General features: G+C 62.2%; 19 protein-coding genes. 9 read left to right on the top strand and 10 right to left on the bottom strand.

From position 1 onward, the window contains the following. The first annotated feature begins 14 nt into the window (after positions 1-14). The 8 genes from H0Z09_RS04265 to H0Z09_RS04230 are packed head-to-tail and all read left to right on the top strand — an operon-like array spanning position 15 to position 6,537. A complete protein-coding gene (locus H0Z09_RS04265; RefSeq protein WP_186687694.1) occupies positions 15-1,262 on the top strand; it encodes a tryptophan 7-halogenase in 1,248 nt (415 codons plus the stop codon). Next, positions 1,259-2,008: a class I SAM-dependent methyltransferase gene (locus tag H0Z09_RS04260; protein WP_186687691.1), complete on the top strand. Its 750-nt coding sequence runs from the start codon at positions 1,259-1,261 to the stop codon at positions 2,006-2,008. The genes H0Z09_RS04265 and H0Z09_RS04260 overlap by 4 nt, the downstream gene beginning before the upstream one ends. After that, positions 2,005-2,487: a hypothetical protein gene (locus H0Z09_RS04255; RefSeq protein ID WP_186687688.1), complete on the top strand. Its 483-nt coding sequence runs from the start codon at positions 2,005-2,007 to the stop codon at positions 2,485-2,487. Before H0Z09_RS04260 ends, H0Z09_RS04255 begins: the two co-directional genes overlap by 4 nt. Then, entirely contained in the window at positions 2,484-3,650 is a 1,167-nt protein-coding gene (locus H0Z09_RS04250) for a beta-ketoacyl-[acyl-carrier-protein] synthase family protein (protein WP_186687686.1), read from the top strand. The genes H0Z09_RS04255 and H0Z09_RS04250 overlap by 4 nt, the downstream gene beginning before the upstream one ends. After that, positions 3,647-4,111: a hotdog family protein gene (locus H0Z09_RS04245; RefSeq protein ID WP_186687684.1), complete on the top strand. Its 465-nt coding sequence runs from the start codon at positions 3,647-3,649 to the stop codon at positions 4,109-4,111. The genes H0Z09_RS04250 and H0Z09_RS04245 overlap by 4 nt, the downstream gene beginning before the upstream one ends. Then, on the top strand, positions 4,104-4,832 hold the full coding sequence (gene fabG, locus H0Z09_RS04240) for a 3-oxoacyl-ACP reductase FabG (protein ID WP_186687683.1): 729 nt from the start codon (positions 4,104-4,106) through the stop codon (positions 4,830-4,832). The genes H0Z09_RS04245 and fabG overlap by 8 nt, the downstream gene beginning before the upstream one ends. Beyond that, the gene (locus H0Z09_RS04235; protein WP_186687682.1) at positions 4,832-6,058 is read left to right on the top strand and encodes a beta-ketoacyl-ACP synthase; all 1,227 of its coding nucleotides are present in this window, start codon (positions 4,832-4,834) and stop codon (positions 6,056-6,058) included. The genes fabG and H0Z09_RS04235 overlap by 1 nt, the downstream gene beginning before the upstream one ends. 26 nt (positions 6,059-6,084) lie before the next feature. Next, positions 6,085-6,537, top strand: coding sequence for a hypothetical protein (locus H0Z09_RS04230; protein WP_186687681.1), 453 nt, complete (start codon positions 6,085-6,087; stop codon positions 6,535-6,537). Between the two features lie 203 nt (positions 6,538-6,740). Here the strand turns inward: H0Z09_RS04230 and H0Z09_RS04225 are convergent, their stop codons facing one another. Both H0Z09_RS04225 and H0Z09_RS04220 read right to left on the bottom strand, forming a co-directional pair. Further along, entirely contained in the window at positions 6,741-7,127 is a 387-nt protein-coding gene (locus H0Z09_RS04225; protein WP_186687680.1) for a type II toxin-antitoxin system PemK/MazF family toxin, read from the bottom strand. Between the two features lie 86 nt (positions 7,128-7,213). After that, positions 7,214-8,107: a LysR family transcriptional regulator gene (locus H0Z09_RS04220; protein ID WP_076951756.1), complete on the bottom strand. Its 894-nt coding sequence runs from the start codon at positions 8,105-8,107 to the stop codon at positions 7,214-7,216. A 124-nt stretch (positions 8,108-8,231) separates the two neighbouring features. Between H0Z09_RS04220 and H0Z09_RS04215 the strand changes: the two genes are divergently transcribed. After that, positions 8,232-9,506 (top strand): MFS transporter, encoded by a 1,275-nt coding sequence (locus H0Z09_RS04215; protein ID WP_186687679.1) that lies wholly within the window; start codon positions 8,232-8,234, stop codon positions 9,504-9,506. A gap of 29 nt (positions 9,507-9,535) precedes the next feature. Here the strand turns inward: H0Z09_RS04215 and H0Z09_RS04210 are convergent, their stop codons facing one another. The 8 genes from H0Z09_RS04210 to aroK form a co-directional block, all read right to left on the bottom strand. Continuing rightward, the gene (locus H0Z09_RS04210; protein ID WP_238340196.1) at positions 9,536-9,955 is read right to left on the bottom strand and encodes a hypothetical protein; all 420 of its coding nucleotides are present in this window, start codon (positions 9,953-9,955) and stop codon (positions 9,536-9,538) included. Between the two features lie 29 nt (positions 9,956-9,984). Beyond that, the gene (locus H0Z09_RS04205; RefSeq protein ID WP_169375921.1) at positions 9,985-10,236 is read right to left on the bottom strand and encodes a helix-turn-helix transcriptional regulator; all 252 of its coding nucleotides are present in this window, start codon (positions 10,234-10,236) and stop codon (positions 9,985-9,987) included. A 135-nt stretch (positions 10,237-10,371) separates the two neighbouring features. Continuing rightward, the gene (hemE, locus tag H0Z09_RS04200) at positions 10,372-11,439 is read right to left on the bottom strand and encodes a uroporphyrinogen decarboxylase (RefSeq protein WP_186687677.1); all 1,068 of its coding nucleotides are present in this window, start codon (positions 11,437-11,439) and stop codon (positions 10,372-10,374) included. Positions 11,440-11,682: 243 nt separating this feature from the next. Next, complete coding sequence (locus H0Z09_RS04195; protein ID WP_057724416.1) at positions 11,683-13,101, bottom strand: FAD-dependent oxidoreductase; 1,419 nt, start codon at positions 13,099-13,101, stop codon at positions 11,683-11,685. A gap of 32 nt (positions 13,102-13,133) precedes the next feature. Further along, positions 13,134-17,579 (bottom strand): glutamate synthase large subunit, encoded by a 4,446-nt coding sequence (gene gltB / locus H0Z09_RS04190; protein WP_186687674.1) that lies wholly within the window; start codon positions 17,577-17,579, stop codon positions 13,134-13,136. A 356-nt stretch (positions 17,580-17,935) separates the two neighbouring features. Then, positions 17,936-19,489: an AAA family ATPase gene (locus tag H0Z09_RS04185; protein WP_186687671.1), complete on the bottom strand. Its 1,554-nt coding sequence runs from the start codon at positions 19,487-19,489 to the stop codon at positions 17,936-17,938. 10 nt (positions 19,490-19,499) lie between these two features. Further along, on the bottom strand, positions 19,500-20,600 hold the full coding sequence (gene aroB, locus H0Z09_RS04180) for a 3-dehydroquinate synthase (RefSeq protein WP_186687668.1): 1,101 nt from the start codon (positions 20,598-20,600) through the stop codon (positions 19,500-19,502). Between the two features lie 125 nt (positions 20,601-20,725). Next, on the bottom strand, positions 20,726-21,244 hold the full coding sequence (gene aroK / locus H0Z09_RS04175) for a shikimate kinase AroK (RefSeq protein ID WP_186687665.1): 519 nt from the start codon (positions 21,242-21,244) through the stop codon (positions 20,726-20,728). Between the last annotated feature and the right edge of the window lie 2 nt (positions 21,245-21,246).

Below are 21,246 nucleotides of genomic sequence, written 5' to 3'. Positions count from 1 at the left end.
GGCAAGGAGCCCTCGTGCCCACAGTTGAAATGGAACGTCGCCAGGTGGTGGTGATCGGTGCCGGTCCATCCGGGGCCATCGCCGCCGCGCTGCTCAAGCGCAATGGGCATGATGTATTGATCATCGAGCGCCAGCATTTCCCACGGTTCTCGATTGGCGAAAGCCTGCTGTCCCACTGCATCGACTTTATCGAAGAGGCCGGCATGCTCGAGGCCGTGCAGGCCGCGGGTTTCCAACTGAAAACCGGCGCCGCGTTCGCCTGGGGCGAGCGCTACAGCGCGTTTGATTTCGGCGACACCTTCAGCCACGGCAAGCCCACCACCTTCCAGGTGCAGCGTGGCGAGTTCGACAAGTTGCTGGCCGATCAGGCCGCGCTGCAGGGCGTGGAGATTCGCTACGGCGAAACCATCGTCGGCGTCGATTTCAAGGGCGAGTGCCGCTACCTGCACGTTCGCCGTGAAAACGGCAGCGAGTACCACCTCAAAGCCAAATTCGTGCTCGACGCCAGCGGATACGGCCGTGTGCTGCCGCGCCTGCTCGACCTGGACGTGCCGTCGGACTTCCCGGTGCGCCAGGCCGTGTTCACCCACGTTGAAGATCGGATCGAACACCCAGGCTTCGACCGCACCAAGATCCTGATCACGACTCACCCGACACAGCGCGATATCTGGTTCTGGACCATTCCGTTCAGTAACGGCCGCTGCTCGGTCGGCGTGGTCGCGGCCAAGGCGCATTTCGAAGGCCGTGACACTGACCTCGACGCCTGCCTGCGCGGTTTTATCGACGAAACCCCGAGCCTGTCCGGCGTGCTGGACAACGCCGTATGGGATACGCCGGCGCGGACCATCGGCGGCTACGCGGCCAATGTCAAAACCCTGCACGGTCCGGGTTTTGCACTGCTGGGCAACGCCGCGGAATTTCTCGACCCGGTGTTTTCGTCCGGCGTGACCATTGCCATGCGCTCGGCGAGCATGGCGGCCGGCGTGTTGCATCGTCAGCTCAAAGGCGAAACCGTGGACTGGCAAACCGAGTTCGCCGAGCCCTTGAAGCGCGGCGTCGAAACCTTCCGCTGCTACGTCGAGGGCTGGTACGCCGGGACCTTCCAGGATGTGATTTTCCACCCGGGCAGCTCGCCGGAGATTCGGCGCATGATCAGCGCGATCCTTGCCGGGTACGCATGGGATGAGCGCAACCCGTTCGTGAACGAGCCCAAGCGACGGTTGCGGATGTTGTCGGAAATCTGTGCGAGTGAGCCGGTATGAGCAGCGCGCCGCTGGAAAAAACCTGCTTGAGCAGCAACTACGTCGAAGAAACCCGGTTCGGCTTCTGGTTCCTGCGCAGCCACACCTGGCAGCACCGCGTGTTGCGTGTAGCGATCAACGACCTGCGCAGCCTGTTTACCGAACCGCTGCCCCAGGCACCGGTGCTGCTGGACGCCGGTTGCGGCCAGGGCAAATCCTTCACGCTGCTGCACCAAGTGTTCGCGCCTGGGCGGCTGATCGGCCTGGACGCTGATCTTCACAGCCTGGAGTTGAGCCGCGAAGAAGCCGCGCGCCAGGGCCTGGCCGTCGAGTTGATCGGCAGCGACTGCGCCACGTTGCAAGTGCCGGACGCCAGTGTCGATATCCTGTTCTGCCACCAGACCTTCCACCATCTGGTTGAACAGCATCGCGCACTCAAGGAGTTCTACCGCGTGCTCAAGCCGGGGGGTTACTTGCTGTTTGCCGAGTCCACCGAAGCCTATATCGATACCTGGGTGATCCGTTGGCTGTTCCGCCACCCGATGCACGTGCAGAAAAGCGCCGAGCAATACCTGCAGATGCTCCGCGAGCAGGGCTTTGAATTCGGCCCGCAGAACGTCTCGTACCCGTATCTGTGGTGGAGCCGCTCCAGCGACTTCGGCCTGTTGGAGCGCTGGGGCCTGCGCAAGGCGCCACCGGTGGGCCAGCGCGAAGAAACCCTGGTCAACTGCGTGGCACGCAAACCTTTGGCGAGTGCCGCGCCATGATGCGCATGCTGTTGATCGGCTGCCTGATGCTGCTGAGCGCCTGCGCCAGCCAGCCACCGCTGCCCGGCAAAACCCCAGCCCTGGCCTTGCCGCTGCAATTGCATGTGCAACGCCTGGCCGACGGCCAGAGCCAGGACTGGCTGCTGGTGATCCAGCGCGAAGGCGGCGGCATTCGCTGGTCGATGATGGACCCGCTGGGCATCCCCCAGGCCCGGCAAAAACTGATCGATGGCCAGTGGCAGGCCGATGGCCTGCTGCCGCCCAACCCTCAGGCGCGCGAGCTGTTTGCCGCGTTGCTGTTTGCGTTGACCTCGGCCGATGATGTGCGTGCGCTGTATCCCGGCGCCCAGGCCAGGGACTTGACGCGGACCCTGCCGGGCCATTGGCAGATCGTGTATCAGTCTTCCGAAGTCTTCAGCGTGAACATGACCGGGCAGCCGTTGAGCTACCGCGTCACGCCGCTCGGTGCTGCGCGATGACCGCCTACCTCAACGCCCTGGGCATCATCTGCGCCCTTGGCCGTGGCCAGGCTGAAGTCAGCCGCCGCCTGTTTGCCGGTGACTGCTCGGGCATGCGCGCCGAGAGCGGCTGGGTGCCGGAGCGCGAGTTGCCGGTAGCCGGTGTGCACGGCGAATTAGCGGCCATCCCGGCGCAATTGGGCCAGCAACGCAGCCGCAATAACCAACTGCTGCTGGAAGCGGCGTTGCAGATCGAGGGTGAGATCCGCCGCGCCATCCAGACTTACGGCGCTTCACGGGTCGGCGTCGTGCTCGGCACCAGCACCTCGGGCATCGACGAGGCCAGTCGCGGCATGGCCCAGTACCTGCGGGAACACCGGTTCCCAGGCGACTACGACTACCAGCAACAGGAACTCAGCGCCCCGGCCAACTTCCTGGCTGACTGGCTGCAACTGAGCGGCCCGGCCTATGTGATCTCCACGGCCTGCACCTCCAGCGCCCGCGCGCTGATGAGCGCCCAACGCCTGTTGGACCTGGGCCTGTGCGATGCGGTCATTTGCGGCGGCGTCGACAGCCTGTGCAAGCTCACCCTCAATGGCTTCAGCGCATTGGAAGCCGTGTCGAACCAGCGCTGCAACCCGTTTTCGGTGAACCGCGACGGCATCAACATCGGCGAGGCGGCCGTGCTGTTCCTGATGAGCAGGGAACCCGCGCCCATCGCCCTGCTGGGCAGCGGCGCCAGTTGCGATGCGCACCATATCTCCGCGCCTGAACCCACCGGCAAGGGTGCGTTGCAGTCGATGCGCAAGGCGCTCGCCAGTGCCAGGCTGCAGCCCGAAGCGATCGGCTACCTGAACCTGCACGGCACCGCCACCCAGCATAACGACGCCATGGAAAGCCTGGCCGTCGCCAGCCTGTTCCCGCAAGGCGTGGCTTGCTCGTCGACCAAACCCATGAGCGGCCATACCCTGGGCGCAGCCGGCGCGCTGGAAGCGGCGTTCTGCTGGTTGAGCCTGGTTCACAACCGCGTGCCGCCGCATGTCTGGGACGGCCAGGCCGACCCGCTGCTGCCTGCCTTGCAGTGGGCGCAGGCTGGAGCCGGCCTGAAAAAACGCTGCCTGATGAGCAACTCGTTTGCTTTCGGCGGCAACAATGTCAGCCTGATTATCGCAGAGGCCCCATGATCAATTGGCCACTCGCCGAACTGCTGCCCCATGCCGGCGACATGATCCTGATCGACCAAGTGCTGTCGTTTGACGAAGAGCAGGTTTACACCCGTACCACCGTCCAGCCCGGCGGCCTGTTCAACCGCGCGGACGGCAGCCTTCCGGCCTGGGTCGGCATCGAATTGATGGCGCAAAGCGTCGCCGCCTATGCCGGTTGCCGCGCGCGCCAGAAAGGCGAAGCCGTGGAACTGGGCTTCCTGCTCGGTACACGTAAGTTCGAGTGCAACGTGGAACACTTTCCCGCCGGCGCCGAATTGACGATCCACGGCCTGCGTTCCCTGGAAGACGACAATGGCATGGGTGTGTTCGAATGCCACCTGACCGGCAACGGGATCCAGGCCAGCGCCCGCTTGAATGTATTTCGACCGCCCCAGGCGGCCAACTATTTAGCTGAATCGAAGGACGAACGTCATGACTGAATCCGTACTGGTCACCGGCTCCAGCCGTGGCATCGGCCGCGCCATCGCGCTGCGCCTGGCCCAGGCCGGGCATGACATCGTGCTGCACTGCCGCAGTGGCCGTGCCGAAGCTGACGCGGTGCAGACCGAGGTTCAAGCGCTGGGCCGCCAGGCGCGGGTGCTGCAATTCGATGTGGCGGATCGCGCGACGTGCAAGGAAATCCTTGAGGCCGACGTAGAGCAACACGGCGCCTATTACGGCGTGGTGCTCAACGCAGGTCTGACCCGTGACGGTGCGTTTCCGGCGTTGTCGGAAGACGATTGGGACGTGGTGATGCGCACCAACCTCGACGGTTTCTACAACGTCCTGCACCCGGTGATGATGCCGATGATTCGTCGTCGCGCCGCCGGGCGCATTGTGTGCATCACCTCGGTTTCCGGATTGATCGGCAACCGTGGCCAGGTTAACTACAGTGCCTCCAAAGCCGGGTTGATCGGCGCGGCCAAGGCCCTGGCCATCGAGCTGGGCAAGCGCAAGATTACCGTCAACTGCGTCGCACCCGGCTTGATCGACACCGCGATGCTGGATGAAAACGTACCGGTGGAAGAGCTGATGAAGATGATCCCGGCGCAGCGCATGGGCACGCCTGAAGAGGTAGCCGGCGCAGTGAACTTCCTGATGTCGGCCGAAGCCGGCTATATCACGCGCCAAGTCCTGGCGGTGAATGGGGGATTGTGCTGATGAAGCGCGTCGTCGTCACCGGCATGGCCGGCATGACCTCCCTGGGCGGTAATTGGGACACCATTTGCGCCAACTTCCGCGCCAACCGCAGCGGCATCCGGCGCATGGACGAGTGGGACCGTTTTACCGAATTGAACACGCGCCTGGCCGGGCCGATCGACGACTTTGTCGTGCCCGCCCATTGGACGCGTAAGCAACTGCGCAGCATGGGCCGCGTCTCGCGCCTGGCGGTGTGGGCGGCGGAACAGGCGTTACAGGACGCCGGCCTGCTCGGTGACGAGTCGATCAAGGACGGGCGCATGGGCGTGGCCTGTGGCTCGTCCACCGGCAGCACCGACGAGATCAAGGCGTTCGGCAACATGTTGCTCAATTCGGTGGCCGAGGGGCTGAATGCCAACTCCTATGTGCGCATGATGCCGCACACCACGGCGGCGAATATCAGCATCTTTTTCGGCCTCACCGGGCGGCTGATCCCCACGTCCAGCGCCTGCACCAGCGGCAGCCAGGGCATCGGCTATGCCTATGAAGCGATCAAGTTCGGTCGCCTGCCGTTGATGCTGGCCGGTGGCGCCGAAGAGCTGTGCCCTACCGAAGCCATGGTGTTCGACGCGCTCTACGCCACCAGCCTGAAGAACGATGCCCCGCAAACCAGTCCACGCCCCTATGACAGCGGCCGCGATGGCCTGGTGATCGGCGAAGGCGGCGGCATGCTGGTGCTCGAAGAACTGGAACACGCCCTGGCGCGCGGTGCGCATATCCACGCCGAGCTGGTCGGCTTCGGCAGCAACGCCGACGGCCAGCACACCACGCGTCCGGAACAGAAAACCATGCGCCGCGCGATGGAGCTGGCCCTGGAAGATGCCGGGCTTGAGCCTGGCGCAATCGGCTACGTGAATGGTCATGGCACCGCCACCGACCAGGGCGATATCGCCGAAACGCTGGCCACCAGCAGCCTGTTCGGCAGCCGCATGCCGATCAGTTCGCAGAAGAGCTTTCTGGGCCATACCTTAGGCGCCTGCGGTGCGCTGGAGTCCTGGTTCAGCATCGAGATGATGAACCGCAACCAGTACGTGCACACCTTCAACCTGGATTCGGTCGACCCGCAATGCGGCGAACTGGACTACGTGCAAGGTGAATTCCGCGAGATGCACCACGACTACGTGATGAACAACAACTTTGCCTTCGGCGGCGTCAACACCTCGCTGATCTTCCGCCGCTGGTCCTGACTTTTTAATCGATTGGAGAAAACGGAATGTCTTCCTTGCTACGCGCGACCCTGATCACCCTGGCCCTGCTGACGACAGCCGGCTGCACCAGCAAACCGATCCTCAATACCCAGCACGACCTGCCGGCCAACGCTCAGGTCAGTGAAGAAAAAATGAAAACGGTGATCGTCAACGCCCTGCAAACGCGCAATTGGACGGTGCAGCGGTTGAGCCCGCAACTGGTGCAGGCCGAGATCAATGTGCGCAACCAGTATTACGCCGCCATCGACATCCGCTACACCCGCAACAGCTACGCCATCACCTACCGCGACAGCCGCGAGCTGGGCTACAAGGACGGCAAGATCCATCGCAACTACAACCGCTGGGTGAACAACCTGGATCGCGACATCATGACGGGCTTGCGCAGCAATGGTGTGAGTGGGGAGGCGGGGTCGGCGGCGCAGTTGTTTGAGCAGACCGGGACTACCAAGCAGAACTGAGGCACTCAGGATTCAGAAACGACAAAGGGCGCCTCTCGGCGCCCTCTTCACAAACAGGTTGGCTTGTCATCGCCTCGTCCTGCCTGGCTCTGCGATGGCTGGTTGCCCAGGATCCTCAGAGTCTCACAAGCCCCTTTCGGGAACGTGGGCAGTATGCCTGAAAACAGCTTAACGGCAACCCGTGGCAAAATGCCGTTCATCCCTCAATGCAGCCCCAGCGCACTGCGCACCGCCGCCTTTATTGCTAAGAATTGATCATAGGTGAGTTCAGCGATTTTGTAAGTTCGTTTGCCGTGGCGATCTTTGCTTTTGATCCGGTCGAGCCTGCCCAGGCTGACAGTCGCCACAATGTCACATTTTGCCCAGCAGACAGGGCTTGCTCCTTGAAGATGGCTATCGAGCTGCAGGTGGTGCTCCAAGACCGTCTGCGGCGCAGTGGTGCTCAGTGGCACAACCGTCACCAGCAACTTATTGGTTCGGTGCTTGCGTACCACGATGACCGGTCGGATCTTTATGATTTCCGGGACCTCATAGCCTCGAAAATCACACATCAACACGCTGCCCTCCTTGGGCTGATAGAGAAGTGCCATCCGTATCACTCGCTTGAGAAAAAGCGATTCTGCGTAACTTTTCGGCGAATAACTAAGCCGGTTGCGTTACCTGATATGTGTCCGCGCTACAGCACTGCCTTACGCGTCAACAACTCCACAAACGCCTTCGCCATCGGCGTCTGCGCGCCCTTGCGTTGCACCAGCCACACCGCTGTCACCGCCTCCGGGTCCAGCAGCGTGCGATACACCACGCCATCGATCCGGATGCGTTGGTATGACGCCGGCAATACCGATACGCCCAATCCCGCCGCCACCAGCCCGATGATGGTCATCGCTTCCCCCGCCTCCTGGGCGATGTGGGGGCTGAAGCCGGCGTCACGGCACAGGCTTAGCAACTGCGCATACAGGCCGCTGCCGTAGGCGCGCGGGAAAAACACGAACGGTTCCTGCGCCAGTTGCGCCAGGTGCACGCCACGCTCGCTGCCCTCTGCCAGCGGGTGGTCGGCATTCAACACGGCCACCAGCGGCTCGCGCATCAGCTCGACCACGCTCAGCGAGTCTGGCAACGGCAGCGGTCGCATCAGCCCCACCTGGATCGACTCATCCACCAGCGACTCGGCCACTTCCGTGCTGCTCATCTCCTGAAGATTGAGGTGCACCGCCGGGAACGCCTGGCGAAACGCGAAGATCGCCTGGGGAATGCTGGCATTGAATGGCGCCGATGAGGTGAAGCCGATCTTCAACTCGCCCAGCTCACCCAGCTGCGCACGACGCGCCACATCCGCCGCCTTGTCGACCTGGGCCAGCACCAGCCGTGCCTCGTGCAGGAATAGCCGGCCCGCTTCGCTCAGCTCGACGCGACGATTGGTACGCTCGAACAACCGCGCACCCACTTGCTGTTCCAGCGCCTGGATCTGCTGGCTCAGCGGCGGCTGCGAGATGCCCAGCACCTGCGCGGCGCGGCCGAAATGCAGCTCTTCGGCAACCGCGATGAAATACCGCAAGTGACGCAATTCCATGCACACCTCATTAGGTCGTTAAAGCTATCAAACAGGTCGAACAATATATTGGAAAGAATCATTAGCCAGCTATATTCTTTTTTGCATTGCCGCTCCTGGCAAGCTCTTATGCCCCGAGGTACCCGTGAAAGCTGCTGTCGCTCCACTCGCTCAAGAACGCCCACCCACCGCACTGGATGAAGTGGTGGCCCAGCTCAATGACGCGTACATCGAAAAAGGCACGCCGATGTTCATGCGCACGGTGCTGGCGCTGTTCTGCGGCGGTTTTGCCACCTTCGCCCTGCTGTATTGCGTGCAGCCGATGATGCCGGCGTTGTCCCATGAATTTTCCATCAATGCGGCGCAGAGCAGCCTGATCCTATCCGTGGCTACCGCGATGCTCGCGTTCGGCTTGCTGATCACCGGGCCGATTTCCGACCGGCTGGGACGCAAGCCGGTGATGGTCTGCGCGTTGTTCTGCGCGGCACTGGCGACCATTGCCAGCGGCTTGATGCCCAATTGGGAAGGCATCCTGCTGATGCGTGCGCTGGTGGGCCTGTCGCTGAGCGGGCTGGCCGCCGTGGCCATGACCTACCTGAGCGAAGAGATCCACCCGCAGCACATCGGCCTGGCCATGGGCCTCTACATCGGTGGCAACGCGATTGGCGGCATGAGTGGACGCCTGATCATCGGCGTGCTGATCGACTTCGTCAGCTGGCACACCGCAATGCTGATCATCGGCGCCCTGGCGCTGGTCGCCGCCACGGTGTTCTGGAAAATCCTGCCCCAGTCGCGCAACTTCCGCGCCACCAGCCTCAAGCCGCGCAGCCTGGTGGACGGCTTTGTCATGCACTTCAAGGACGCGGGCCTGCCGTGGTTGTTCCTCGAAGCCTTCCTGCTGATGGGTGCGTTCGTGACCCTGTTCAACTACATCGGCTACCGCCTGCTGGCCGACCCTTATGACCTCAGCCAAGCCGTGGTCGGCCTGCTGTCGCTGGTGTACCTCTCGGGCATCTACAGCTCGGCGAAAATCGGCGCCCTGGCCGACCGCCTGGGCCGCCGCCGCGTGCTCTGGGCAACTATCGCGCTGATGCTCGCCGGCATGGCCATGACCCTGTTCACCCCACTTTGGCTGGTGGTGCCAGGCATGCTGGTCTTCACCTTCGGCTTCTTCGGCGCCCACTCGGTGGCCAGCAGCTGGATCGGCCGTCGCGCGGTAAAAGCCAAAGGGCAGGCATCGTCGTTGTACCTGTTCAGCTACTACGCGGGATCGAGCATTGCCGGGACGGCGGGCGGGTTCTTCTGGCACTTCGGCGGGTGGAACGGGATTGGGGCGTTTATCGTGGCGTTGTTGATCGGCGCATTGCTGGTGGCGTTGAGGCTGGCGAAGTTGCCGCCGTTGGGGCAAGCAGCGACTTGAAGTGCCAGTACCGCCCAGGAAAAACCTCTTTACAGCGGTTTTTTTGCAACCGGCTTTCGCTTCATACCGGTGCCGACCGAAGTATGGAGCGCCATCGCACGCCCCCCGTCCCACTCCGCCTGCATTGCCGAAAACAGCTCAACGTCGATACGGGTTTGATGCGTAATGAGCGCCTCGGACATCGCCTCTGCGATTTGCTCGATGATCACCCCTGGCTTCTCCACCGCACAGTGCTTACGACCAAACTCCATGAGTTGCTGACGATCCGGATACGCCTTGGCCTTGTTCAGTTTGATTGCCAGCGTGCGATCAATCAGGGAACGACCGGACTTGGGATTGTAATTCTGATACACGGTTGTGGTGGTGACATCGAATACAGGGGCAAGCTGCACTGGATGAATAAGCGAACGGGAACTGCGAGCCCTTGGACAGTTCGCCTGAATGTCCATCGGGGGTGACGACGTTGAGTAATTTGACTCTACTCATCATGCTCCACCAGATCGGCCAGGGACTTGAGATCGATGCGTTTATCGACAACGTCCAGGGCCATTCCCAGCGCAGAAATTACCCGGAACACGGTGTACATCGCGACGTTTTCACCTGCTTCAAGATCCATTATGGTCTTGCGGTTGCACTTGGCCCGCTCCGCCAGTTGCGCCTGGCTATAGCCTTTGGCGCGACGCAGCTGTCGTATTCTGTCACCCAATTCGGGTGGATTGGCCAGCAACATAATGTCACCCATAACGGACTTTAATGATTAAAAACGCCAGCATGTCCGTAATAACGGACATTGCCAGTGCCTTATGTCCGTCGGTACCAAACAAAAACGCCCGGTATAGCCCGGGCGTTTTCTATTGCGCGCCGATCACTCGTGATACTGCGCGGACAGTTCGTGCACCGCGCGCAGGAACGCGCCGGCATGCTCCGGGTTCACTTCCGGGGTGATGCCGTGGCCGAGGTTGAACACGTGCCCGGTGCCCTTGCCGTAGCTGGCGAGGATACGCCCGACTTCGGTGCGGATCGCTTCCGGCTTGGCGTACAGCACGGTCGGGTCCATGTTGCCCTGCAGTGCAACGCGGTTGCCGACGCGCTGGCGGGCTTCGCCGATGTCGCAGGTCCAGTCCAGGCCCAGTGCGTCAGCGCCGGCGTCGGCGATGCTTTCCAGCCACAGGCCGCCGCCCTTGGTGAACAGGATCACCGGGACCTTGCGACCTTCGTGTTCACGGATCAGGCCGCTGACGATCTTGCGCATGTAGGCCAGGGAGAATTCCTGGTACGCCGCCGCCGAGAGGTTGCCGCCCCAGGTGTCGAAGATCTGCACCGCTTGCGCGCCGGCCATGATCTGGCCGTTGAGGTACGAGGTGACCGACTGTGCCAGCTTGTCGAGCAGCAGGTGCATGGCTTGCGGATTGTCGTAGAGCATGGCCTTGGTCTTGCGGAAGTCTTTCGACGAGCCGCCTTCAACCATGTAGGTGGCCAGGGTCCAGGGGCTGCCGGAGAAACCGATCAGCGGCACGCGGCCATTGAGTTCGCGGCGGATGGTGCTCACGGCGTCCATCACGTAACCGAGGTCTTTGTGCGGGTCCGGGATCGGCAGGGCTTCGATGTCGGCCAGGGTGCTGACGACTTTCTTGAAACGCGGGCCTTCGCCGGTTTCGAAGTACAGGCCTTGGCCCATCGCGTCAGGAATGGTGAGGATATCGGAGAAGAGGATGGCCGCGTCCAGTTGGGGATAGCGGTCCAGCGGTTGCAGGGTGACTTCGCAGGCGAACTCCGGGTTCATGCACAGGCTCATGAAGTCGCCGGCGTGGGCGCGGCTGGCGCGGTATTCCGGCAGGTAGCGACCGGCCTGGCGCATCATCCACACGGGGGTGACGTCCACGGGTTGCTTGAGCAGGGCACGCAGGAAACGGTCGTTCTTGAGGGCAGTCATGTCGGCATCCGCAAAAAAAGTGCGGGCATTTTCTCAGAGCGCGACGCAAAAGGCACGGAGTGAGCCGTGCCTTTTGTCTATCGGGTCAATTTGTCGCGGCCTTGAAAGCAGCGCAATACAAATGTGGGAGCGGGCTTGCTCGCGAAGGCGGTGTGTCAGTCAGTGCTTCTTTGACTGATCTGCCGCCTTCGCGAGCAAGCCCGCTCCCACATTTTTTGATCCCATTTTAATTCGAGATCAGGGTCAGACTTGCAGGTAATCCAGGATCCCTTCAGCGGCGTTGCGGCCTTCGAAGATCGCCGTTACCACCAGATCCGAACCGCGCACCATATCGCCACCGGCGAAGATCTTCGGGTTGCTGGTCTGGTGCTTGTACTGGCCTTGTTCCGGGGCGACGACGCGGCCCTGGCTGTCGGTCTGGATCTGGAACTGCTCGAACCACGGCGCCGGGCTTGGGCGGAAACCGAAGGCGATCACCACGGCGTCGGCCGGAATGATCTCTTCGGAGCCCGGGATCGGCTCGGGGCTGCGACGGCCACGGGCGTCCGGTTCGCCGAGACGGGTCTCGACCACCTTCACGCCTTCGACACGGTCTTCACCGACAATGGCGATCGGCTGGCGGTTGTAGAGGAATTTCACGCCTTCTTCCTTGGCGTTCTTCACCTCTTTGCGCGAGCCGGGCATGTTGGCTTCGTCACGACGGTACGCACAGGTCACCGACTTGGCGCCCTGGCGGATCGACGTGCGGTTGCAGTCCATCGCGGTGTCGCCACCGCCGAGCACCACGACTTTCTTGCCTTTCATGTCGACGAAATCTTCCGGCGACTTTTCAAAGCCCAGGTTGCGGTTGACGTTGGCAATCAGGAAGTCCAAAGCGTCGTACACACCCGGAAGGTCCTCACCGGCAAAGCCGCCCTTCATATACGTGTAGGTACCCATGCCCATGAACACAGCGTCGTATTCGGCGAGCAGTTGTTCCATGGTGATGTCTTTGCCGATTTCGGTATTGAGGCGGAACTCGATACCCATGCCGGTAAACACTTCGCGACGGTTGCTCAGTACGGTTTTTTCCAGCTTGAACTCAGGAATGCCGAAGGTCAGCAGGCCACCGATTTCCGGGTTCTTGTCGAACACCACCGGGGTCACGCCGCCGCGCACCAGTACGTCGGCACAGCCCAGGCCGGCAGGGCCCGCACCGATGATGGCGACGCGCTTGCCGGTCGGCTTGACCTTGGACATGTCCGGACGCCAGCCCATGGCGAACGCGGTGTCGGTGATGTACTTCTCCACCGAACCGATGGTTACCGCGCCGAAGCCGTCGTTAAGGGTGCACGCACCCTCGCACAGGCGATCCTGCGGACACACCCGGCCGCAGACTTCCGGCAGGGTGTTGGTCTGGTGCGACAGCTCGGCGGCGGCGAGGATGTTGCCCTCGGCCACCAGCTTGAGCCAGTTGGGAATGAAGTTGTGCACCGGGCACTTCCATTCGCAATACGGGTTACCGCACCCCAGGCAGCGGTGGGCCTGGTCGGCCGAGTGCTGGGGTTTGAAGGGTTCGTAGATTTCCACGAACTCTTTCTTGCGTTGACGCAACAGTTTCTTCTTCGGATCTTTGCGCCCGACATCGATGAACTGGAAGTCGTTATTCAGACGTTCAGCCATGTTAAAACCTCATCAAACTCTTCAGGCGCATATCACTGCGGGTTGGCACGGATGCTGGAAAGCAACGATTTCAGGTTGGCCGCCTTGGGCTTGACCAGCCAGAAACGACGCAGGTAATCATCCAGGTTCTCGGCGAGGTTACGCCCCCATTCGCTGCCGGTTTCCTCGACGTACTCGTCCAGCACATGCTGCAAGTGGTTGCGGTAGGATTCCATGGCTTCGCCGCTGATCCGCTGGATCTCGACCAACTCGTGGTTGACCTTGTCGACGAAGGTGTTGTCCTGGTCGAGCACGTAGGCGAAACCGCCGGTCATGCCCGAACCGAAGTTGTAACCGGTCTTGCCCAGTACCGCGACAAATCCACCGGTCATGTACTCGCAGCAGTGATCGCCAGTGCCTTCCACCACGGTGTGGGCACCGGAGTTACGCACGGCGAAACGCTCACCGGCAGTGCCGGCAGCGAACAGCTTGCCGCCGGTGGCGCCGTACAGGCAGGTGTTGCCGATGATGGCGCTTTCCTGGGATTTGTAGACGCTGCCGGCAGGCGGAACGATCACCAGCTTGCCGCCGGTCATGCCCTTGCCTACGTAGTCATTGGCGTCGCCTTCCAGATACATGTGCAGACCACCAGCGTTCCACACACCGAAGCTTTGGCCCGCAGTGCCCTTGAAGCGGAAGGTGATCGGCGCTTTCGCCATGCCCTGGTTGCCGTGCTTGCGCGCGATTTCGCCGGAGACGCGGGCGCCGATGGAACGGTCGCAGTTGCAGATATCCAGAGCAAACTCGCCACCGCTGGCGTCGTTGATCGACGAACCGGCCATGTCCACCATCTTCTCGGCCAGCAAGCCTTTGTCGAACGGCGGGTTGCGGTCCACCTGGCAGAACTGCGGCTTGTCAGCCGGGATGTGATCGCTGCCCAACAGTGGCGTCAGGTCCAGATGCTGTTGCTTGGCGGTCTGGCCGTCGAGGATTTCCAGCAGATCAGTGCGCCCGATCAGCTCTTCCAATGAACGCACACCCAACTTGGCCAGCCACTCACGGGTCTCTTCGGCGACGTAGGTGAAGAAATTCACCACCATGTCGACGGTGCCGATGTAGTGATCCTTGCGCAGCTTTTCGTTCTGGGTGGCGACGCCGGTGGCGCAGTTGTTCAGGTGGCAGATGCGCAGGTATTTGCAGCCGAGGGCGATCATCGGCGCGGTGCCGAAGCCGAAGCTTTCGGCGCCGAGGATCGCGGCCTTGATCACGTCGAGGCCGGTTTTCAGGCCGCCGTCGGTCTGCACGCGGACCTTGCCGCGCAGGTCGTTGCCGCGCAGGGTCTGGTGAGTTTCGGCCAGGCCCAGTTCCCACGGCGCGCCGGCGTACTTGATCGAGGTCAGCGGCGAGGCACCGGTACCGCCGTCGTAGCCGGAAATGGTGATCAGGTCGGCATAGGCCTTGGCCACACCGGCGGCGATGGTGCCCACGCCGGCTTCCGCCACCAGTTTCACCGAGACCAAGGCCTGCGGGTTGACTTGTTTGAGATCGAAAATCAGCTGCGACAAGTCTTCGATCGAATAGATGTCGTGGTGCGGCGGCGGTGAAATCAAGGTCACGCCCGGCACTGCATAACGCAGCTTGGCGATCAGGCCGTTGACCTTGCCGCCTGGTAGCTGGCCGCCTTCGCCGGGCTTGGCGCCCTGGGCTACCTTGATCTGCAGCACTTCGGCGTTGACCAGGTATTCCGGCGTCACACCGAAACGGCCCGTCGCAACCTGCTTGATTTTCGAGCTCTTGATAGTGCCGTAGCGCGCCGGGTCTTCGCCGCCTTCGCCGGAATTGGAACGCGCACCCAGGCGGTTCATGGCTTCGGCCAGGGCTTCGTGAGCCTCGGGCGACAAGGCGCCCAGGGAGATACCGGCAGAGTCGAAGCGCTTGAGGATCGACTCCAGCGGCTCGATTTCGCTGATCGCCAACGGTGTGTCCAGGGTTTTCACCTTGAACAGGTCGCGGATCATCGACACCGGGCGGTTATCCACCAGCGCGGTGTAGAGCTTGAACTTGGCGTAGTCGCCCTGCTGCACGGCGGCTTGCAGGGTGCTGACCACGTCCGGGTTGTAGGCGTGGTATTCGCCACCGTGCACGAACTTGAGCAGGCCGCCTTGCTGGATCGGCTTGCGCGCGCTCCAGGCTTCGGCCGCCAGGGCTTTCTGCTCGGCTTCGATGTCGACGAAACGCGCGCCCTTGATGCGGCTTGGCACGCCACGAAAGCTCAAATCGCAAACTTCTTCGGACAGGCCGATGGCTTCGAACAATTGAGCGCCGCGATACGACGTAACGGTGGAGATGCCCATCTTCGACAGGATCTTGAGCAAGCCCTTGGTGATGCCCTTGCGGTAGTTTTTGAACACTTCGTAGAGGTCGCCCAGGACTTCACCGGTACGGATCAGGTCACCCAGCACTTCGTAGGCCAGGAACGGATAGACCGCCGAGGCGCCGAAACCGATCAGCACCGCGAAGTGATGCGGGTCGCGGGCCGTGGCGGTTTCCACGAGGATGTTGGAGTCGCAACGCAGGCCTTTTTCGGTGAGGCGGTGGTGCACCGCGCCGGTCGCCAGCGAGGCATGGATCGGCAGCTTGCCGGGGGCAATGTGGCGGTCGGTCAGCACGATCTGGGTACGACCGGCGCGCACGGCTTCTTCGGCCTGGTCGGCAACGTTGCGCACAGCGGCTTCAAGGCCGAGGCTCTCGTCGTAGTTCAGGTCGATGATCTGGCGGTCGAAACCTGGACGCTCCAGGGTCATCAACGAACGCCACTTGGCCGGGGAAATGACCGGCGAGCTGAGGATCACGCGAGAAGCGTGCTCAGGCGATTCCTGGAAGATGTTGCGCTCGGCACCGAGGCACACTTCCAACGACATCACGATGGCTTCGCGCAGCGGGTCGATCGGCGGGTTGGTCACCTGGGCGAACTGCTGGCGGAAGTAGTCGTAGGGCGTGCGCACGCGCTGGGACAGCACGGCCATGGGCGTGTCATCGCCCATGGAACCGACCGCCTCGTAGCCTTGCTCGCCGAGTGGACGCAGCACCTGGTCGCGCTCTTCGAACGTGACCTGGTACATCTTCATGTACTGCTTGAGCTGGTCGACGTCGTAGAAAGCCGAACCGTGGTCGTTGTCTTCCATGGTCGCCTGGATGCGCAGGGCGTTCTTGCGCAGCCATTGCTTGTACGGGTGACGCGACTTCAGGCGGTTGTCGATGGCGTCGGTGTCGAGGATCTGCCCGGTTTCGGTGTCCACGGCGAGAATCTGCCCAGGGCCCACGCGGCCTTTGGCGATGACGTCTTCAGGCTGGTAGTTCCACACACCGATTTCCGACGCCAGGGTGATGAAACCGTTGGTGGTGGTCACCCAACGCGCCGGGCGCAGACCGTTACGGTCGAGCAGGCACACCGCGTAGCGGCCGTCGGTCATGACCACGCCGGCCGGGCCGTCCCAGGGTTCCATGTGCATCGAGTTGTACTCGTAGAATGCACGCAGGTCCGGGTCCATGGTCTCGACGTTCTGCCACGCAGGCGGAATGATCATGCGCACGCCACGGAACAGGTCGATGCCGCCGGTGACCATCAGTTCGAGCATGTTGTCCATGCTCGAAGAGTCGGAGCCGACGCGGTTGACCAGCGGGCCGAGCTCTTCGAGGTCCATCAGATCGTTGGCGAACTTGGTGCGACGGGCCACAGCCCAGTTGCGGTTGCCGGTAATGGTGTTGATCTCGCCGTTGTGGGCGAGGAAGCGGAATGGCTGGGCCAGCGGCCATTTCGGCAAGGTGTTGGTGGAAAAGCGCTGGTGGAACACGCAGATTGCGGTTTGCAGGCGCTCATCGCTCAGGTCCGGATAGAAGGCGGTGAGGTCCGCCGGCATCATCAGGCCTTTATAAATGATGGTCTTGTGGGAAAAGCTGCAGATGTAGTGTTCGGTGTCGGCGGCATTGGACACCGACGAACGACGACGGGAGGTGAACAGCTTGATCGCCATGTCCTGGTCGCTCAGGCCGTCGCCTGCGATGAACACCTGTTCGATCTGCGGCAGGCGCTCCAGGGCCAGACGGCCGAGCACGCTGGTGTCGATCGGCACCTTGCGCCAGCCGACGAGTTGCAGGCCGGCGGCCAGGATTTCGCGGTTCATGTGCTCGCGAGCGGCCTCGGCCTTGACCGGGTCCTGGTTGAAAAACACCATGCCCACGGCGTACTGCTTGGGCAGGTCAACCGCAAAATGCTCTTTGGCGACGGCGCGCAGGAACTGGTCGGGCTTTTGAATCAGCAAGCCGCAACCGTCGCCGGTCTTGCCGTCGGCGTTGATCCCACCGCGGTGGGTCATGCAGGTCAGGGCCTCGATGGCCGTTTGCAAAAGGGTATGACTGGGCTCGCCCTGCATGTGGGCTATCAGGCCGAAACCACAGTTATCCTTGAATTCATCGGGTTGGTACAGACCTGCTTTCATAGACACTTTCTCACCAGGCTGCCTCTTATATCGAGGCAAATTTCTTTTCAATTCAACCGGTTACCTTCCACGCCGAACGTACGCCGGCTTAGCGGGGGCAAAAGGGAGGTCATTGTACACACCGACACAGACGCTCACAAATTTAGCGACGAAATGTCGCAAATCTATGTCGCATTTATGAAAGGTTTAAAGCGATATGCTGTGCTAGTCAAAACTTTTTTAATTCTGACCGCTACGACTCAAAAGCAACTATGACGCAGACACCGCAAGGCGCGCGGCTTCCAGGAAGCTGCACGCACTTGCGGTTTGTATTTTTGAGGTGCCGGGAGGGCGGCCTGGGTAAGGCCGCCGGATCTTCAGCGAGCAGTTGCGAGTTCTTGTTGAACGCTGGCAACAGTGCGAGGCCAAGGTTTACCAGCCTGAACCTTCGCTGGCAAGGCCTTGATGGCGGAATCGGCTGCAGCACGGCTTGCGAAGTTGCCGTAGGTGATCACGTAGAGAGGCTTGCCGTTGAGCACTTTCTTGAAGTAGCGGTACTCGCCGCCCTGCTCTTTCACGAACGCCTGGGCATTGGCTTCGGAGCTGGTGCCAAGGATCTGCACCACGAAGTTGCCGGTTGGCTGGCTGGCGTACCAGCTGCCGCCGGCGGCGCCGGCTTTGGCCACGGTGGCGGCCGGTTTTTCAGCAGGCTTGGCGGCCGGGGCCGGCTTGGCAGCAGGGGCAGGCGCGACCGGCTTGGTCACTGGCGCAGGCTTGGCGGTGGCGACTGTCGGCGCAGGGGTCGGCTTGGCAGCCGGTTGTCCGGCCGGCACGCCCGCCGGCGGCGCGGTGGTGGTCACGGTCGGCGGTGTGGCGCTGGAGCCTTCCACCGGCACGCCGTCGTCGCCTTCGGAGATACCACCGGCTTCTTCGGCGAGTGGGCCACGCATGACCGGCTGGCCGACCATCGGCAGGTTGGTCGGCTGGCCGGAGTTGGCGAATTCGACGTTTGGCGTGGGCTTACCCAGTGGCAACTGCGCCTGTTCGGTTGGCGCGCCGGCGGTCGTCGGTGCCTTGCTGCGGCCAGGGATCAACCAGGCAGCGGCGACGGCCACCACGACAACGGCGGAAATGGCCAATACGTGTTTCTTAGGCATGGTGAACCCCATCTTTGGACGCTTGACCGCGGTGCGGCTGGCAATCATGGCTTCGATCAGTGCATCGCGGGCAACCTGATTGATGGTGCCAGGCCAGCCGCCTGCGCTTTCGTGAATATCAGAGATCTGTTGAGCGGAGAAAAGTTCGATACCCGCCCCTGCGCCTTCCAGGCGTTGAGCCAGGTATTCGCGGGTTTCTTCCTCTTCGTACGGCTGCAGCTCGATGACGTGGAACAACTCCTGGTCACCGCTGATTTGCTCCAGCTCGGCGATCAACGACGACTCACCAAACAGGAATACATGCGGACGGCCTTCCGGAGTGCCTGCCGCCAGCGCCAGCAGCGCTTCGAGGGCGGACTCGTCGAGCTGCTCGGCGTCATCCACCAGCAGGTAGACTTCCTGGCCGGTCAGGCCCAGTTGTACAACCTGCTTGAGGATTGCATTCGGCTCGGCGGTGGCGACGTCCAGCGCCTGTGCAACCTGGCGCAACACGCCAGCTGCATCACCGGCGCCACGGGCCGAGACCACCACGCTCTGCACCGACTGCTTGTTGGTACTGGCCACCAGCGCCTGGCGCAGCAGGGTCTTGCCGCTGCCCAACGGCCCGGTCACGACCAGCAGCAACTGGCTGTAGCGCGCGAGATGGTGCAACTGGCCGAGCACTGGCTTGCGCTGGGCCGGGAAAAATTTGAAACCAGGCACCCGTGGAGCGAAGGGGTCGTGGCTTAACTGGTAATGGCCGAGGAACGCCTCGTCGGCATGCAAACTAGTCATTGGGGTCTTGTTAACCTTTAAGCTGGGCCAGGGCGCGGTAATCCGCTCCCAGCGTGGCCTGTAGAATCTCTTTCGGATAATCGTCGGTTACCACCGCTTCGCCCATGTGGCGCAGCAGCACCAGTCGCAGTCGACCGTCGATCACTTTCTTGTCTATCGCCATATGTTCGAGGAAGTCCACCTCGGTCATCTCCTCCGGCGGGATGACCGGCAACCCGGCCCGCTGGAACAGGCGGATGCCGCGATCTCGCTCCTGGGCACTGATCCAGCCCAGGCGTTGCGACATCTCCAATGCCATCACCGTGCCAGCCGCTACGGCCTCCCCATGCAACCACACACCATAGCCCATATGGGTTTCGATCGCATGGCCGAAGGTGTGACCCAGGTTCAACGTAGCCCGCACGCCGGACTCCCGTTCGTCGGCATTCACCACCAGCGCCTTGGCGGCGCAGGAGCGCGAAATCGCTTCGGTGAGTGCCACCTGGTCAAGGTTGCGCAGCGCGTCCACATGTTCTTCGAGCCAGGCCAGGAACGGCTCGTCGCAGATCAGCCCGTACTTGATGACTTCCGCCAGGCCCGCCGACAACTCGCGCGGGGGCAAGGTGTTGAGGGTCGCGGTGTCGATCAGCACGGCTTGAGGCTGGTAGAACGCACCGACCATGTTCTTGCCCAGCGGGTGGTTGATACCGGTCTTGCCGCCCACCGACGAATCAACCTGGGACAGCAAGGTCGTCGGCACCTGGATAAAGTCCACGCCGCGCTGGTAGCAGGCGGCTGCGAAGCCGGCCATGTCGCCGATCACACCGCCGCCCAGGGCGATCACGGTGGTGCGGCGGTCGTGGCGTGCGGTGAGCAGGCCATCAAAGATCAGTTGCAGGGTCTGCCAGTTCTTGTGGGCTTCGCCGTCCGGCAGGATCACCGAGATCACCGAGTAGGCCGCCAGGCTGCGGCTCAGACGCTCCAGATACAGCGGCGCGACCGTTTCGTTGGAGATGATCGCCACTTGCCGACCGGCAATATGCGGGGCAAGCAACTCGGGCTGGTCCAGCAGACCTTCGCCAATATGGATCGGGTAGCTGCGCTCGCCTAGATCGACCTTAAGTGTCTGCATGTGTCCCCGCGTTAGAGATGTATTGACGACCGGTAACGTCGAGTTCCGACGCTGCCTGATGGCTCTACGCCACACCCCACAGGGTGATAGCGCGCCGCCGAGAATAGCGCATTTCGGGCCTGGCTTTAACGGGGTTGCAGCCGTTGCAGGCGCTCCAGAATGTCGAGAACCACCATCCGAGGTGGCCGCTCATCGGTTTCCACCACCAGATCGGCGATTTCCCGGTACAGCGGATCACGCAGCGCAAGCAGATCCCGCAAGGTTTTTTCCGGGTTGGCCGTGCGCAGCAACGGGCGATTGCGATCGCGGGCGGTGCGGCCTACCTGCTGCTCGACCGACGCATGCAGGTAGACCACGCGACCACCGGCATGCAGCGCGCGGCGGTTCTCGTCACGCATCACTGCGCCGCCGCCCGTGGCCAATACCACGCCGTCGTAGCCGCACAGTTCGGCGATCATCGCCTGCTCGCGGTCACGAAAGCCCAGTTCGCCTTCCTTATCGAAGATCCATGGGATATTGGCACCCGTGCGCAATTCAATTTCCTTGTCGGAATCTTTGAATGGCAGGCGCAGCTCTTTGGCCAGCAAACGGCCGATGGTGCTTTTTCCAGCCCCCATCGGTCCTACAAGAATCAAATTTCGCACAG

It is taken from the genome of Pseudomonas sp. SWRI18 (assembly GCF_014268345.1).
Lineage (GTDB): Bacteria > Pseudomonadota > Gammaproteobacteria > Pseudomonadales > Pseudomonadaceae > Aquipseudomonas > Aquipseudomonas cedrina.
This window is presented reverse-complemented; position numbering and strand designations above follow the sequence as displayed.